This is a genomic window from Nocardia noduli, assembly GCF_019038455.1.
GTDB classification, from domain to species: Bacteria; Actinomycetota; Actinomycetes; order Mycobacteriales; family Mycobacteriaceae; genus Nocardia; species Nocardia noduli.
Genome location: NZ_JAFMPL010000027.1, coordinates 1 through 13,782, shown reverse-complemented (window position 1 = coordinate 13,782; position 13,782 = coordinate 1). Strand labels below are relative to the sequence as shown.

At 66.7% G+C, this 13,782-nt stretch carries 14 protein-coding genes and 1 pseudogene; 7 read left to right on the top strand and 8 right to left on the bottom strand.

What is annotated here, in order from left to right; all coding sequences use genetic code 11:
* The first annotated feature begins 450 nt into the window (after positions 1–450).
* Both JZ792_RS17235 and JZ792_RS17230 read left to right on the top strand, forming a co-directional pair.
* Positions 451–1,476 (top strand): ATP-binding cassette domain-containing protein, encoded by a 1,026-nt coding sequence (locus JZ792_RS17235; RefSeq protein WP_216911488.1) that lies wholly within the window; start codon positions 451–453, stop codon positions 1,474–1,476.
* Entirely contained in the window at positions 1,473–2,327 is an 855-nt protein-coding gene (locus tag JZ792_RS17230) for an ABC transporter permease (RefSeq protein ID WP_216911487.1), read from the top strand. The genes JZ792_RS17235 and JZ792_RS17230 overlap by 4 nt, the downstream gene beginning before the upstream one ends.
* Positions 2,328–2,331: 4 nt before the next feature.
* On the opposite strand, the gene JZ792_RS17225 is transcribed toward JZ792_RS17230, so the two are convergent.
* The gene (locus JZ792_RS17225; RefSeq protein WP_216911486.1) at positions 2,332–2,535 is read right to left on the bottom strand and encodes a hypothetical protein; all 204 of its coding nucleotides are present in this window, start codon (positions 2,533–2,535) and stop codon (positions 2,332–2,334) included.
* Positions 2,536–2,682: 147 nt separating this feature from the next.
* Here JZ792_RS17225 and JZ792_RS17220 point away from each other — a divergent pair, with 147 nt between their 5' ends.
* Positions 2,683–3,213, top strand: a complete 531-nt coding sequence (locus JZ792_RS17220) for a peptidylprolyl isomerase (RefSeq protein ID WP_216911485.1) — start codon at positions 2,683–2,685, stop codon at positions 3,211–3,213.
* Between the two features lie 8 nt (positions 3,214–3,221).
* On the top strand, positions 3,222–4,094 hold the full coding sequence (locus JZ792_RS17215; protein ID WP_216911484.1) for a rhomboid family intramembrane serine protease: 873 nt from the start codon (positions 3,222–3,224) through the stop codon (positions 4,092–4,094).
* A gap of 55 nt (positions 4,095–4,149) precedes the next feature.
* Here JZ792_RS17215 and JZ792_RS17210 read toward each other — a convergent pair whose 3' ends face one another.
* Both JZ792_RS17210 and crgA read right to left on the bottom strand, forming a co-directional pair.
* The gene (locus tag JZ792_RS17210) at positions 4,150–4,611 is read right to left on the bottom strand and encodes a PH domain-containing protein (protein ID WP_216911483.1); all 462 of its coding nucleotides are present in this window, start codon (positions 4,609–4,611) and stop codon (positions 4,150–4,152) included.
* Positions 4,612–4,710: 99 nt separating this feature from the next.
* A complete protein-coding gene (crgA, locus tag JZ792_RS17205; protein ID WP_109523237.1) occupies positions 4,711–4,974 on the bottom strand; it encodes a cell division protein CrgA in 264 nt (87 codons plus the stop codon).
* Between the two features lie 206 nt (positions 4,975–5,180).
* Here crgA and JZ792_RS17200 point away from each other — a divergent pair, with 206 nt between their 5' ends.
* From JZ792_RS17200 to JZ792_RS17190, 3 genes are read left to right on the top strand one after another with little or no spacing between them, the layout of a single operon-like run.
* Positions 5,181–5,825, top strand: coding sequence for an aminodeoxychorismate/anthranilate synthase component II (locus tag JZ792_RS17200; protein ID WP_216911482.1), 645 nt, complete (start codon positions 5,181–5,183; stop codon positions 5,823–5,825).
* The gene (locus JZ792_RS17195) at positions 5,822–6,514 is read left to right on the top strand and encodes a RibD family protein (RefSeq protein ID WP_216911481.1); all 693 of its coding nucleotides are present in this window, start codon (positions 5,822–5,824) and stop codon (positions 6,512–6,514) included. The genes JZ792_RS17200 and JZ792_RS17195 overlap by 4 nt, the downstream gene beginning before the upstream one ends.
* The gene (locus tag JZ792_RS17190) at positions 6,511–7,065 is read left to right on the top strand and encodes a deaminase (protein WP_254189949.1); all 555 of its coding nucleotides are present in this window, start codon (positions 6,511–6,513) and stop codon (positions 7,063–7,065) included. Before JZ792_RS17195 ends, JZ792_RS17190 begins: the two co-directional genes overlap by 4 nt.
* A gap of 119 nt (positions 7,066–7,184) precedes the next feature.
* On the opposite strand, the gene pknB is transcribed toward JZ792_RS17190, so the two are convergent.
* The 5 genes and pseudogenes from pknB to JZ792_RS17165 form a co-directional block, all read right to left on the bottom strand.
* Positions 7,185–9,092, bottom strand: a complete 1,908-nt coding sequence (pknB, locus tag JZ792_RS17185; protein WP_216911480.1) for a Stk1 family PASTA domain-containing Ser/Thr kinase — start codon at positions 9,090–9,092, stop codon at positions 7,185–7,187.
* Positions 9,089–10,585, bottom strand: a complete 1,497-nt coding sequence (locus JZ792_RS17180) for a protein kinase domain-containing protein (RefSeq protein WP_216911479.1) — start codon at positions 10,583–10,585, stop codon at positions 9,089–9,091. The genes pknB and JZ792_RS17180 overlap by 4 nt, the downstream gene beginning before the upstream one ends.
* Before the next feature lie 34 nt (positions 10,586–10,619).
* A complete protein-coding gene (locus JZ792_RS17175; protein ID WP_216911478.1) occupies positions 10,620–12,086 on the bottom strand; it encodes a peptidoglycan D,D-transpeptidase FtsI family protein in 1,467 nt (488 codons plus the stop codon).
* A complete protein-coding gene (locus JZ792_RS17170) occupies positions 12,083–13,558 on the bottom strand; it encodes an FtsW/RodA/SpoVE family cell cycle protein (protein ID WP_216911477.1) in 1,476 nt (491 codons plus the stop codon). The genes JZ792_RS17175 and JZ792_RS17170 overlap by 4 nt, the downstream gene beginning before the upstream one ends.
* A pseudogene (locus JZ792_RS17165) lies at positions 13,558–13,782 on the bottom strand (hypothetical protein); the annotation flags it as partial. The gene JZ792_RS17170 and the pseudogene JZ792_RS17165, both read right to left, overlap by 1 nt.

Below are 13,782 nucleotides of genomic sequence, written 5' to 3'. Positions count from 1 at the left end.
TTCGGCACCCGGTCCGAAGCCTCCATTCGGAAGCGGCTATACGTTTGCCAAAGACGTTGTGTTGCACCGATTTACGTTGGGAAATGTGCCTTCGACCGGGCGATGTCCCAAACATTCGGCGCATGCCGACCAGTCGCTGGATGCCTGTCTTCGGACCGGATCCGGCTCGAGATCCGACAGAATTTCGGGAGCCTTCTGCGTGTCGCGGGAGTGCCGGGCATGCCGTGCCCGGCCGCGATCCGGCGAACCTGTCGTACCCCGGTGCCATCATGTGCGCGTGCTCACAAGGACGGCTTCCGGCACGAACAAATCGGATGAAATTGTCCGATTCTCGGACAATACTGACTCCGGTATCGGTCCGATGTCCGATCCTGTGCCACCGCTTCGACGCTTCTGTGTCGGACGTTGTTCGACCATTGTCATCGAGAACACCCGAACGTCAGGAGAATCATGCCCGACGCAATAGTCGCCGAGGGTCTCGTCAAACGCTACGGTCGACTCGTCGCCCTCGACGGACTCGATCTCGCGGTGCCGGAAGGCACCGTCACCGCACTTCTCGGCCCCAACGGCGCGGGCAAGACCACGACCGTCCGGGTGTTCACCACCCTGCTCGTTCCGGACGAGGGCCGCGCGACCGTCGCGGGAATCGACGTGCTCGGCAATCCACAGGCCCTGCGTTCCCAGATCGGCGCCTCGGGTCAGTACGCCGCGGTCGACGAATACCTCACCGGATTCGAGAACCTCGAAATGGTGGGGCGGCTATATCACATGGGGGTGCAGCGGAGTAAGGAACGAGCGCGCGAACTGCTCGAACGATTCCGGCTCAGTGATGCCGCCGATCGGCCGGTGAAGGGCTACTCCGGCGGTATGCGCCGCAGGCTCGACCTCGCCGGTGCGCTCGTGGCCAATCCGCCGGTCCTTTTCCTCGACGAGCCGACGACCGGACTCGACCCGAGGGCCAGGCTCGATCTCTGGGATGTCATCGAGGAACTGGTCGCGGGCGGAACGACACTGTTGCTCACCACGCAGTACATGGACGAGGCCGATCGCCTGGCCGACGCCATCGCCGTCATCGACCACGGCAAGGTGATCGCCCGCGGCACCGCGGACGAACTGAAAACCCTCGTCGGTGGCGACCGTATCGAACTCACGGTCGACCACGCCGACAAGCTCGGCATCGCCCAGCAGGCGCTGAGCGGTCTGGCGGACGGCGAGATCCAGGTCGAACCGGGTCTGCGCCGGATCACGGTGCCGGTGAGCAACGGCTCGCAGGCGCTCGTGGACGCGATCGGTCTACTGGCCAAGGACAACATCAAACTTCACGATGTCGGGCTGCGCCGTCCGTCGCTCGACGATGTCTTCCTCACTCTCACCGGACACGAAGCCGAGGAGAGCCTGAGCGGCGCCGCCGACGATCGTTCCGGTCGTGCCGACACCGCGGAACTGCTCGACAAGACGGAAGGAAAGGTCAGATGACCACGGCCACCGCGACCGAGGAGCTCACACGGGCAGGCTTGGGCGAACGGCTTTCGATCGTCGTCAGCGACAGCGTGACGATCGCCAAACGCAATGTCATCAAGATCAAACGCGTTCCCGACGTACTGATCTTCTCGACGATGTCGCCGATCATGTTCGTGCTGCTGTTCGCCTATGTCTTCGGCACCGCCATCCAGGTGCCGGGTATGGAAGGCGGCTATCGGGAATTCCTGATCGCGGGCATCTTCGCCCAGACCGTGGTGTTCGGCGCCACCTTCACCGGAGCCGGGTTGGCCGAGGATATGCAGAAGGGCATCATCGACCGATTCCGATCGCTGCCGATGGCTCCCTCGGCGGTACTGGTCGGCCGCACGGTCAGTGACGTCGTCATCAATGTGGTCAGTCTGGTCGTCATGTCGCTGACGGGTCTGCTGGTGGGATGGCGTATCAGGGGTTCGTTCCTAGACGCGGTGTTCGCATACATATTGCTGCTGCTGTTCGCCTACGCGGTGTCCTGGATCATGGCCGTCGTCGGCCTGCTGGTTCGTGCGCCGGAGGTTTTCAACAACGCCAGTTTCATGGTGATCTTCCCGCTCACCTTCCTGGCCAACACCTTCGTGCCGCTGGAGAATCTGCCGACCGTCCTGAAGGTTTTCGCCGAATGGAATCCGGTCTCCGCGGTCACACAGGCGACCCGTGAGCTGTTCGGCAACACCAGTTCGGCCGTGCCGGTCTCCGACGCGTGGCCCATGCAGCATCCGGAGATCGCGACCCTGGCGTGGGTGGTGATCATCCTGGTGGTGTTCGTGCCGCTGTCGCTGCGTCAGTACAAGCGGACCGTCAGTCGCTGATCGGTCAGCGCCCGCTGTCGGCGCCGGCTCCCGCCACGGGGGTCGGCGCCGACCCGTTGCGGGAGTAGCCGATCCGGGGCGGTGCCGCGGCGGGCTCGGGGGTCTGCGGCCGCTTGCTGCGGACCAGCCAGGCCACGCCACCGGCCAACGCGACGACGACCGCGGCAATCAGAGAACGTGTGGGTACCTGCAAACGCCTCGAGGTCATTCGACCACTTTGGCACAACCGGGTGAACCGCGCTTCAGCCGCAGGTACCCGGCGACGTTGCCGCACGACTGCCCGTGAACTCCACGCGCGGCCTCACCGCTGCCCGGTGCGCGGGTCCGCCGCCGGTTCGTGATTAGCATTGGCGGGGTGACCTCACCGATTCCTACCGCCGGTGCGACGCTGCACACCAACTACGGCGACATCGAACTCGCGCTCTTCGGCAACCACGCCCCGAAGACAGTGCGGAACTTCCTCGGCCTCGCCGACGGCTCGGCCGCCTACACCACCGAGAACGCGAGCGGGGGCAGCACCGGACCGTTCTATGACGGCACCACCTTCCATCGGGTGATGGCGGGTTTCATGATCCAGGGCGGTGATCCGACCGGAACCGGGCGCGGCGGACCCGGCTACGAATTCGCCGACGAATTCCATCCGGAACTCCGTTTCGACCGCGCCTACCTGCTCGCCATGGCCAATTCCTCGCGACCCAAGACCAACGGTTCGCAGTTCTTCGTCACGCTCGGCCCGCAGCCACATCTGAACCGCAAGCATTCCATTTTCGGCGAGGTCGTCGATCCCGGCTCACGCAAGGTCGTCGACGCCATCGCGGCCGTGCCGACGGATCGCGACGACCGGCCCAAGGAGCCGGTGATAATTTCCCAGGTCACGATCGAATAGATGGTCCGATGAATCCTCAGCCGCCCGCACCGACATGCATCCGCCACCCCGATCGCGCCACCGGGTTGGCGTGTACCCGATGCGGGCGCCCCTCCTGCCCGGAATGTCTGCGCCCGGCCGCCGTCGGTCAGCATTGCGTCGACTGCCTCGGTCAGGATCAGCGCGCCGCGCCACGGATGCGCACCGTCGCGGGCGCGGCGGTGGCCCGTTCGGCGATTCCGTACGTGACCTATGCGCTCGTCGTAGCCAATATCGTGATTTTCGCGATCACCGTGGTGCAGTCGAGGAGTCTGGTCGACAACTACTACGGGTCACCGCTGTTCGCGCACTGGATGCTGGTGCCCGATCTGGTGGCTCACGGCCAATGGATTCGCGTCCTCGGGGCGGGCTTCCTGCACTGGGGGCCGCTGCACCTGGCGATGAACATGTTCGCGCTGTGGGTGGTCGGCCGAATTCTCGAACCGGCGCTGGGGCGGACGCGGTATCTCGCGGTCTACCTCGTGGGTCTGCTCGGCGGTTCGGCGGCGAGCATGATCTTCCAGGACTCCAACGCCGCCGCGGCGGGAGCGTCGGGTGCGGTCTTCGGTCTGTTCGGAGCGATCACCGTATTTCTGATCCGGGTGCGACAGAATCCGAATCAGATGCTTATTCTCATCGGTATCAACGTCTTCATCAGCTTCTCGGTCCCGGGAATCTCGCTGTCGGGACATCTCGGCGGACTGTTGGCAGGCACCCTCGCCGCACTCGGTGTGCTCTTCGTCCCGGAGTGGTTGCGCGCGACTTCCCAGGAGGCGGTGCGCAGTATCGGATGGGCCTCGATCGCGGTGGTCGGCCTGGTGGACCTGATCGCGATCGGGCTGGCCGCCGCGGCGCTCGCCTGACGAAGTCGACGTTTCACGTGAAGCAATCGCATGCCGGGCGGGCCGGTCACCGTGACTACGAGGAGGGCAGGGTGGCCAATCCGTGGGCGAGCAGGGCGTCGAAGACGTCCTCGGGATGGGTGCCCAGGTCCCAGCGGCCGAATATCAACAGGCGTTCGGCACCGTCCTGATCGCGGACGTCGATCTCGAGCATCGGCATCTTGCGCCCGAGACGCCGGTAGCCGACCATACGCACGCGCACCAGCTGGTTCGGTGTGTACTCGGTGGGGCCTGCCAGATTCCGGATCACGAGCCGGGGACTCGGTCCCGGCACGATGGCCAGCCGAGGACGCTGCCGGAAGCCGAGGATCGCGAGTCCGGCAAGGCCGAGCGCGGCCAACGCGATGAGGAAACGACCGGCGTTGTCGTTGCTGAGGACAGCCGCGCCCGCGAGTATCACCGCGCCGACAGACACCGCGTACAGCGCGGAGGTGGGCGTCGCCCACGCGAGGCGCTGCTGCGGGGATTCAGGAGTCACGCGGCGATTTCCCCAATCGTTCCTCGAGTTGTCCACAGGGTCATCCACAGGTGTGCATGAATGACACGTCTGTAATCAGGTGGTCGAATCAGGGTCGGATCAGCGCCATCGCATGGTCATGATCAGGCCGATCACCATCAGACCGAAGCCGATGAGGAAGTTCCAGGCTTCCAGATCGCTCATCCAGCTGATCTGGTCGCCCGCCAGGTAGTACACCAGCAGCCAGACCAGTCCGGCCACCATGAAACCGAGCATGACCGCGACGTACCAGACCGGAGACGGCCCGGCCTTGACCTTCACCGGAATCCGGCTCGCGGGGTTGATCGTATAGTCGGCCTTCTTGCGGACCTTCGACTTAGGCATGACGTCCTCGTTATCGGCGTGCGGGTCGGTACCGGCGGGGCGGATTCGGATCGAATTATGCATCGAACGCGCTCGCCGCGGTGGCCGATCCGGTGGCAGCCGGATGCGGCCCGGGACGGGGCTCGGGTGCCCACCGGTGTGGTTCCAGGCTATCTCGAGTGGTAATGCGTGCGACGCCCCGAGGGGTGGCCACGTAACCTCGTACCATGCGTGTACTGGTCGTCGACAATTACGACAGCTTCGTATTCAACTTGGTCCAGTACCTCGGCCAACTGGGAGTCGACGCCGTGGTCCGGCGCAACGACGACCCGGAATTGGATGATCCCGACGCGGTCGCGGCCGAATTCGACGGCATCCTGATCAGTCCGGGGCCGGGTTCGCCGGACCGGGCGGGCGCCAGTATCGCGCTGGTGCACGCCTGCGCGCGCCTGGCGACACCGCTGCTCGGCGTCTGCCTGGGGCATCAGGCGATAGGCGAGGCCTTCGGCGCGACCGTCACCAGGGCGCCGGAACTGCTGCACGGCAAGACCAGCTCGGTGTTCCATGTCGGCTCGGGCGTGTTGGCCGGGCTGCCCGATCCGTTCACCGCGACCAGGTATCACTCGCTCACCGTGCTCGAGGACACGCTGCCCGAGGAGATCGAGGTCATCGGACATACCGAATCCGGCATCGTGATGGCCGTGCGACATCGCACGCTGCCGATCCACGGCGTGCAATTCCATCCCGAATCGGTCCTCACCCAGGGTGGGCATCGCATGCTGGCGAACTGGCTGGAGGTCTGCGGCGCGCGTCCGGCCGAGAAACTGGTCGAAACGCTCGAGGCGGAAGTCGCGGCGCTGGTGTTGCAATGAGCGCGGCGACCCGTCCCCACGTGCTCCTGTCGGTGGCCGTCAGCCTGGACGGCTATATCGATGACGCGAGCGACGAACGGCTGCGACTGTCCGGCGACGCGGATTTCGATCGAGTCGACGAGGTCAGGGCCGAATCGGACGCGATCCTCGTTGGCGCGCAGACCTTGCGTCGCGACAACCCGCGACTGCTGGTGAAAAGTGCCGAGCGCAGGGCGGTCCGACGCACCGCGGGAAAACCGGAATACCCGCTGAAGGTGACGGTCACGGCGACCGGCGATCTGGACGCCGAGTTGAGGTTCTGGCACGACGGCGGCGCGAAACTCGTCTACACCACCGATGCCGGTGCGGCGACACTCGGTGATCGTCTGGCCGGACTCGCCGAGGTGGTGTCGCTCGGTCCGGATATCGATCTCGGTGCGCTGCTCGACGACCTGGGCGGGCGCGGCATCGAGCGGCTGATGATCGAGGGCGGCACGGGTATCCACACGGCTTTCCTCGCCGCGGATCTCGCCGACGAACTGCACGTCGCCGTCGCGCCGATCCTGGTCGGGGACGCGGAGGCGCCGCGATTCCTCCACCCCGCCGAATTTCCCGGCGGAGCAGGACGCAGACTGGATCTGGTCGACGTCGCCCGGGTCGGCGATATCGCGCTGCTGCGTTACGCGCCGCGAGCCTCGGTGACCGAATGACCTTCTACGATCCGGCACGCCTTGCCCGCGGTTCGGTCGGCCCGTCGGCCGAGCGGTCGAATCGTCGGCCCGCGGATTCGGCGAGTGTGGACGGCGCGGACCCATCCGCGGCCGACCGTCGTCACATGCTCGAGGCGATCGAATGGGCGCGCCGGTGTCCGCCGAGCGAGACGGCGTTCTCGGTGGGCGCGGTGATCGTCGCCGACGGCGCGGTGCTGTCCACCGGGTACTCGCGCGAGACCGACCCGAAAGTGCACGCGGAGGAAGCCGCGCTGAACAAACTCGATGCCGACGATCCACGTCTGGCCGCCGCGACGATCTACAGCACGCTCGAACCCTGTTCGCAGCGCGGCACGGTCACCAGGTCACCCTGCACCGACCGGATTCTCGCCGCCGGGATTCCGCGGGTCGTCATCGCCTGGCGCGAACCGTCGACCTTCGTCACGAATTGCGTCGGGGTGGAGAAGTTGCGCGAACACGGTGTGACCGTGGTCGAGTTGTCCGACCTGGCCGAGGCCGCGATGTCGATGAATCGGCACCTCGAGCTGTAGTCGGATGGCGTCGCGGGTCGCGGTGGCCTCGGCGCGAGGGCTTCACGTGCACCTCCGTGAACGAACAAGGCCCGGTGACGCAATCCTGCGCGACCGGGCCTTTCGAACAATCGCGGTGCCTACGGCGGACCGAGCACACCGGTCGTGATGGTGATGGTGCCGGTCTTCGACACCGAGGAGCCCGTCGTCGGCTGCTGACTGAGGATCCGGCCGATACTGCCGGTGTCGAAGGTGCCCTGGGTGTTCTGGTTGATCTGGCTCACGCTGCCGGTCCAACCCGCCTGGCGCAGGCGATCCAGCGCCTGGGTCGGGGTCAGTCCGACGAGGGTCGGCATGGTGATCTGGTCACCGCTCGAGACCTGGACGATCACCGGGGAACCCTTGTCGGCCATGGTGCCGCCCGCCGGATTCGTCGAGATCACCTCGCCCTTGGGCTTGGAGGACGCCACCTCCTGGATGGTGACGGCGAAGCCCGCGCTCTCGACCAGATTCGGCTGGGCGATGCTGATGTCCTGGCCGACGACACTGGGCACCTTGACCTGCTCGGGCCCCTTGCCGACGAAGACGATGACCGCCTGGTCCACATCCACCCTGGTACCCGCGGACGGGTCGGTGCCGACCACCTTGTCGGTGTCCTGCTCGCTGGATTCGCGACGTTGCACGGTCGGATCCATCCGCAGGCCCTTGGAATTCAATTCCTGTTCGGCCTGCTGCTGGGTCAGCCCGTCCAGCCGTGGGACCGGCACCTGCGCCGGGCCCGACGACACCTGAACGGTGACCGTGCTGCCCTCATCGATCCGCGATCCGCCCAGCGGCTGGGTCGAGATGACATTGCCTGTCGCGACTTTGCCGTCCGGTTTCTGCTGGATAGCCACCGTGAAGCCGAGCCGCGACAGGGAGTCCTGCGCCTGCTGCTGCGATCTGTTGGACAGATCGGGCACGGCGACCTGATCCGGTTTACTTCCCGGCCCGATCAGCACCCAGAAGAGGCCGAAGATGACCGCGAGTCCGGCGGCGGCGCCGAGGCCAAGGTAGGCGGTGCGCCGCGGCGCGTTCTGTTCGGCGGGTTCCTGTTCGGCGGTGTCGTCCCTGCGCTCGACGGTGCGGAAGCTCCGCGGCGGGGGCTCGTTGGAGCCGAAGACGGTGGTGCGGTCCTCGTCGGTCATCACCATCGGCGCGCTCGGCCGCTGTCCGCCGAGCACCCGGATCAGATCCGCGCGCATCTCGGCGGCGGTCTGGTATCTGTTGGCCGGATTCTTGCTCATCGCCTTGAGCACGACGGAATCGAGCTCGCGCGGCACGCCGTTGTAGACGTGCGAGGGCAGGCGGGGATCCTCGCGCACGTGCTGGTAAGCCACGGCGACCGGTGAGTCACCGGTGAAAGGCGGTTCGCCGGTGAGAATTTCGAACAGCACGCAGCCGACCGAGTACACGTCGGAACGGGCGTCGACCGTCTCGCCGCGGGCCTGTTCCGGCGAAAGGTATTGCGCGGTGCCGATCACGGCGGCGGTCTGGGTCATCGGATTGGAGGTGTCGGCAAGCGCTCTCGCGATACCGAAATCCATCACCTTCACCGCACCTGCGCGGTTGATCATGATGTTGGCCGGTTTCATATCGCGATGCACGATTCCGGCCTTGTGGCTGAAATCGAGTGCGGCGCAGACGTCGGCGACGACCTCCATGGCGCGGCGCGGCGGCAGCGGACCCTTACCGCGCACGATATCGCGCAGGGTGTCGCCGTCCACGTATTCCATGACGATGTAGGGGAGCGGACCGCCGTCGATCTCGGCTTCGCCGGTGTCGTAGACCGCGACGATGGCCGGATGGTTGAGCGCGGCCGCGTTCTGCGCCTCGCGTTTGAAGCGCAGGTAGAAGGTGGGATCGCGAGCGAGGTCGGCGCGCAGCACCTTGATGGCGACATCGCGGCTCAGCCGCAGATCTCGCGCCTTGTGCACCTCCGACATGCCACCGAAGCCGATGATCTCGCCCAGCTCATAGCGGGAACCGAGATTCTTCGGGGTCGTCATGGTTGTCCTTGCGAGGAAGTGGGCGGCGCACTGCGGGTACCGGAGGGGCCTCGGGCACCACTGGGGGCTTCGGAGAATGGTAAGGGGAGCGTCGGGAACCAGGTCCGTGTCGTCGTCGGGCTGGCCGTCTTGCTCGTCTTGGTCGTACTCGGCGCCGTACTGGTCGGCGGCGTCGTCGTCGGTTCCGGCGTTGTCGTCGGAGGTTCGGTGGTGGTCGGTTCCGGCGTTTCCGTGGTCGGCGGCGGCACGGGCGGCTGCGCCCTGGTCGTCGTCGGTTCGGGCGCGGTGGTGGTCGGCGGTTTGGTCGGCGGGGCGACACTCGTCGTGACCGGCGTTCGTGTCGGATTCGGGTTGGTGTCACCACCGAACAGCAGCCAGAGCGCGGCGCCGCAGAGCACCACCGCCGCTGCGCCGAGCACGGCCAGCCATTTCTGCGTTCCGGTCCACCCCTGGTCGCGCCCGGGCGGCCGACCGCCGGGTGCACCGGGATTCATCGCCGTCGGTGCGACACCCGCGGCGCCGACCGCGCCGGTCTGCGGGCCGTAACGGTTCGAACCGTCGTGCTGTCCCGCAGACATGACCACGGTCGGCCCCGGCGGCAGCACCCGGGTCGCACCCTCGGTCACGGGCCCACCGGCCGCGCCGTGCGGTGTCGGCGGACGGTGACCCGCCCGCACCGCCGCGACGGCATCGGCGAATTCGCCGCCGCTGGCGTAGCGCCGGTCGGGATCCTTGCCCATGGTGATCTCGATGAGTTCACGCACGTTGGGGGGGAGATCTTCCGGCATGGGCGGCGGTGCGTCGCGAACGTGTTTCATCGCGACGGTGATCGCGCCGTCGCCGCTGAACGGACGCATACCCGCCAGCACCTCGTAACCGACGACGCCGAGGGAGTAGACGTCGCTGGCCGAGGTGGCGTCCTCGCCGACCGCCTGCTCCGGGGCGATGTACTGCGCGGTGCCCATGACCATGCCGGTCTTGGTGACGGGGGAGGCGTCGACCGCCTTGGCGATACCGAAATCGGTGATCTTCACCTGACCGGTCGGCGTCACCAGGATGTTGCCCGGTTTCACGTCGCGATGCACCACGCCCGCGGCGTGGGCCACCTCGAGTGCGCGTCCGGTCTGTTCGAGCAGATCGAGTCCCTGGACCACGGAGAGCCTGCCGAGCCGGTTGAGCACCGTGTTCAGCGGTTCACCCTGGACCAATTCCATGACCAGATAGGCGGTTTCGCCCGCCGACGGATCGTAGGTCTCGCCGTAGTCGTAGATCCCGGCGATACCGGGATGATTCAGCTGGGCCGTGGTCTTGGCCTCGGTGCGGAATCGTTGCCGGAAGGTCGGGTCGGCGGAGAACTCGGCCTTGAGCACCTTGACCGCCACCCTGCGGTCGAGCCGGGTGTCGAGTGCCTCCCACACCTGGCCCATACCGCCCGTGGCGATGAGTCGTTGCAGGCGGTAGCGGTCCGCGACCATCGCACCGTTGTTCAGCATCGGGGCCCCCGTACCTCTCGTACGTTCATATCGTTCAGCCCCCCTGGAGACCGGCGTCGAGCACGGCACGGGCGATCGGCGCCGCCACCGACCCACCGGTGGCGGCCAGAGCCCGGTCGCCACCGTCCTCCACGATGACCGCGATGGCGATCTTCGGGTTCTGGGCGGGAGCGAACGCGATGTACCAGGCGTGCGGCGGGGTGGAGCGCGGGTTCTCGCCGTGTTCGGCGGTACCCGTCTTGGATGCGATGGTGTAGCCGGAGCGCCCGCCGCCCACGGTGTTCTTCTCCGACGCCACCATCATGGTGGTCAGCTGAGAGGCGACCTGGGCGCTGACCGCCTGGCCCACCGAGACGGGTTTGGTCTTGGACAACTCGCTCAGATCGGGTCCCTGCAACTGGTCGACGAGATAGGGCTGCATCCGCACGCCACCGTTGGCGACCGTCGCCGCGATGACCGCGTTGTCCAGCGGGGTGAGTGCCACATCGCGCTGGCCGATGCTGCTCTGCCCGAGCGCGGCGTTGTCGGAGATGCTGCCGACCGTACTCTCGGCTACGGGGATGGGAATACCCCCGTGGGGTCCGATGCCGAAGGCCGCGGCCTCGTCCTCGAGGTTGGCGGCGCCGACGCGCAATCCGAGTTCGACGAAGGCGGTGTTGCAGGACAGCCGGAACGCCTCGGTGAGCGACGCGGTGGGACCGCTGCCGCAGCTGGAACCGTTGTAGTTCTCCAGCGTGGTCGTGGTGTCGGGCAGGGTGATCGTCGGCGCGGCGGTGAACTGGTCGTCCGGGGTGGCGACGCGGTTGGCGAGCGCGGCGGCCGTGACCACCACCTTGAACGTGGAGCCGGGTGGGTAGGTGCGCGAGATGGCGCGGTTGAGCATCGGCTGGTCCGGATCGCTGGAGAGGCGGTCCCAGGCTTCCGTCGTCGCCGCGCCGTCGTGGCCCGCCAGCTCGTTGGGGTCGTAGCTCGGCGTGGAGACCATGGTGAGGATCTTGCCCGTACTCGGCTCGATCGCCACGACCGAGCCGGTGAAACCCTTCGCGGTCAGCTGGTCGTAGGCCACCTTCTGCATGACCGGGTCGAGCGTGGTCAGCACATTGCCGCCGCGCGGATCACGGCCGGAGACCATATCGATCAGGCGCTGGCCGAACAGTTGACTGTCCGACCCGTTGAGCACCGAATCCTCGGCTTTCTCCAAGCCGGTGCTGCCGTTCTGGATCGAGTAGAAGCCGGTGGCGGGGGCGTAGGCGGAGGGGTCGGTCGGGTACGTGCGCAGGTACTTGTAGCGGTCGTCGGTGGCGACCGAACTGGCGAGCACGGTGCCGCGCGCCGATATCTGCCCGCGCTGGCGGGCGTACTCGTCGAGCAGGATGCGCGAATTGCGTGGGTCGTTGCGGTAGTGGTCGGCCTGGACGACCTGGATGATCGTGGCGTTGACCAGCAGCGCGACGATCATCACCATCACCGCGACCGCGACTCGTCGTAGCGGAGTGTTCATTCCTGTGGCCTCGTCTCCGAGCGACGCAAGAGCTCTGTCGTGGCTTCGGCGATGGGGGCGACCGGGTCCTTCTTTCGGGCGGGTGCGGGCGCGCGGGCGGCGTCGGACACCTTGATCAGCAAGGCGAGCAGTGCGTAGTTGGCCAGCAGCGACGACCCACCGTAGGACATGAAGGGCGTGGTCAGGCCGGTCAGCGGAATCAGTTTGGTCACACCGCCGACGACCACGAACAGCTGGATCGCGATGGTGAACGAGAGCCCGGCGGCGAGCAGTTTGCCGAAGCTGTCGCGTACCGCGATGGCGGTGCGCAGGCCACGCAGGATGAGAACAAGGAACAGGATCAGCACGGCGGTCAGCCCGATCAGGCCGAGTTCCTCGCCGATGGTGGTGATGATGAAGTCGGTGTTGGCGAAGGGGACCTGATTCGGTCGCCCGCTACCGAGGCCGGTGCCTGCGAGACCGCCGGTCGCGAGCCCGAACAGCGACTGGGAGAGCTGATAACCGGTGTTGTGGTAGTCGGCGAACGGATCGAGCCAGGTATCGGTGCGCACCCTGACGTGGGAGAAGGATTTGTAGGCGAAGACGAATCCGATGGCGAGCAGTCCGCCGCCGATGATCAGCCAGCCCACCCGCTCGGTCGCGATGTAGAGCATCACGAGCACGGTGCTGAAGATCAGCAGCGAGGTGCCGAGATCCTTCTCGAAGACCAGCACGGCGATGCACACGAGCCACACCGCGAGGATCGGGCCCAGATCACGGCCGCGCGGGAAATCCATGCCGAGCATATGTCTGCCCGCGGTGGTGAACAGATCACGCTTGGCCACGAGCACCGAGGCGAAGAAGATGATGAGCAGGATCTTCGCGAACTCACCCGGCTGCACGCTGAAACCGGGCAGCCTGATCCAGATCTTGGAGCCGTTGGTCTGGGAGAAGCGGTCGGGCAGCAGGGCCGGAATCATCAGGGCGACAAGGCCGATCAGCCCGAGGGTGTAGCTGTAGCGGGCGAGGGTCCGGTAGTCGCGCAGCACGATGAGCACCACGACGAAGACCGCCATGCCGAGCCCGGTCCACATGATCTGCTGATTGGCGTCGGGGGAGGGGATCGGCACCGAGTTGTATTCGGCGTTCTGCGCCGCTCCGAGATCGAGCCGGTGGATCAGCACGAGGCCGAGTCCGTTGAGAACGGCGACAACCGGGAGCAGCAGCGGATCGGCGAACGGCGCGAAACGCCGGACCGCGAGATGCGCCACCGCGAACAGGCCGAGGAATGCCAGTCCGTATTTGGCGATATCCCAGGTGACCGACTGTTCCTGACTCGCTTCGACCAGGAACAGGGAGACGGTGGTCAGCAACGCGGCGAAGGCCAACAGCAGCAGCTCGGCATTGCGTCGCGTCGACGGTGGTGGCGCGGGAGCGAATCCGCCGGGCGGACTGGGAAAGGCCCCAGCGGACGGCGGTGCGGGTGCGGACATCAGTCCGTCACCCGGCAGTTCTCCCCCGCGATCTGGGGGTTCGGCGACGCGGTCGACGTCGGCGCGGTGGTTTCCACCTTCGTCGGTGTCTTGACGTCGGTTCCCCTGTTGTCACCGGCGTCGGGCGCGGTCGGCGTATCCGCCGGGTTGGCCGCGGGCGGTGTGTCGGTCGGCGCGGGCGGCGCTTCGGGCGCGGGCGGCTGTGCCGGATCGTTGGGCACCAC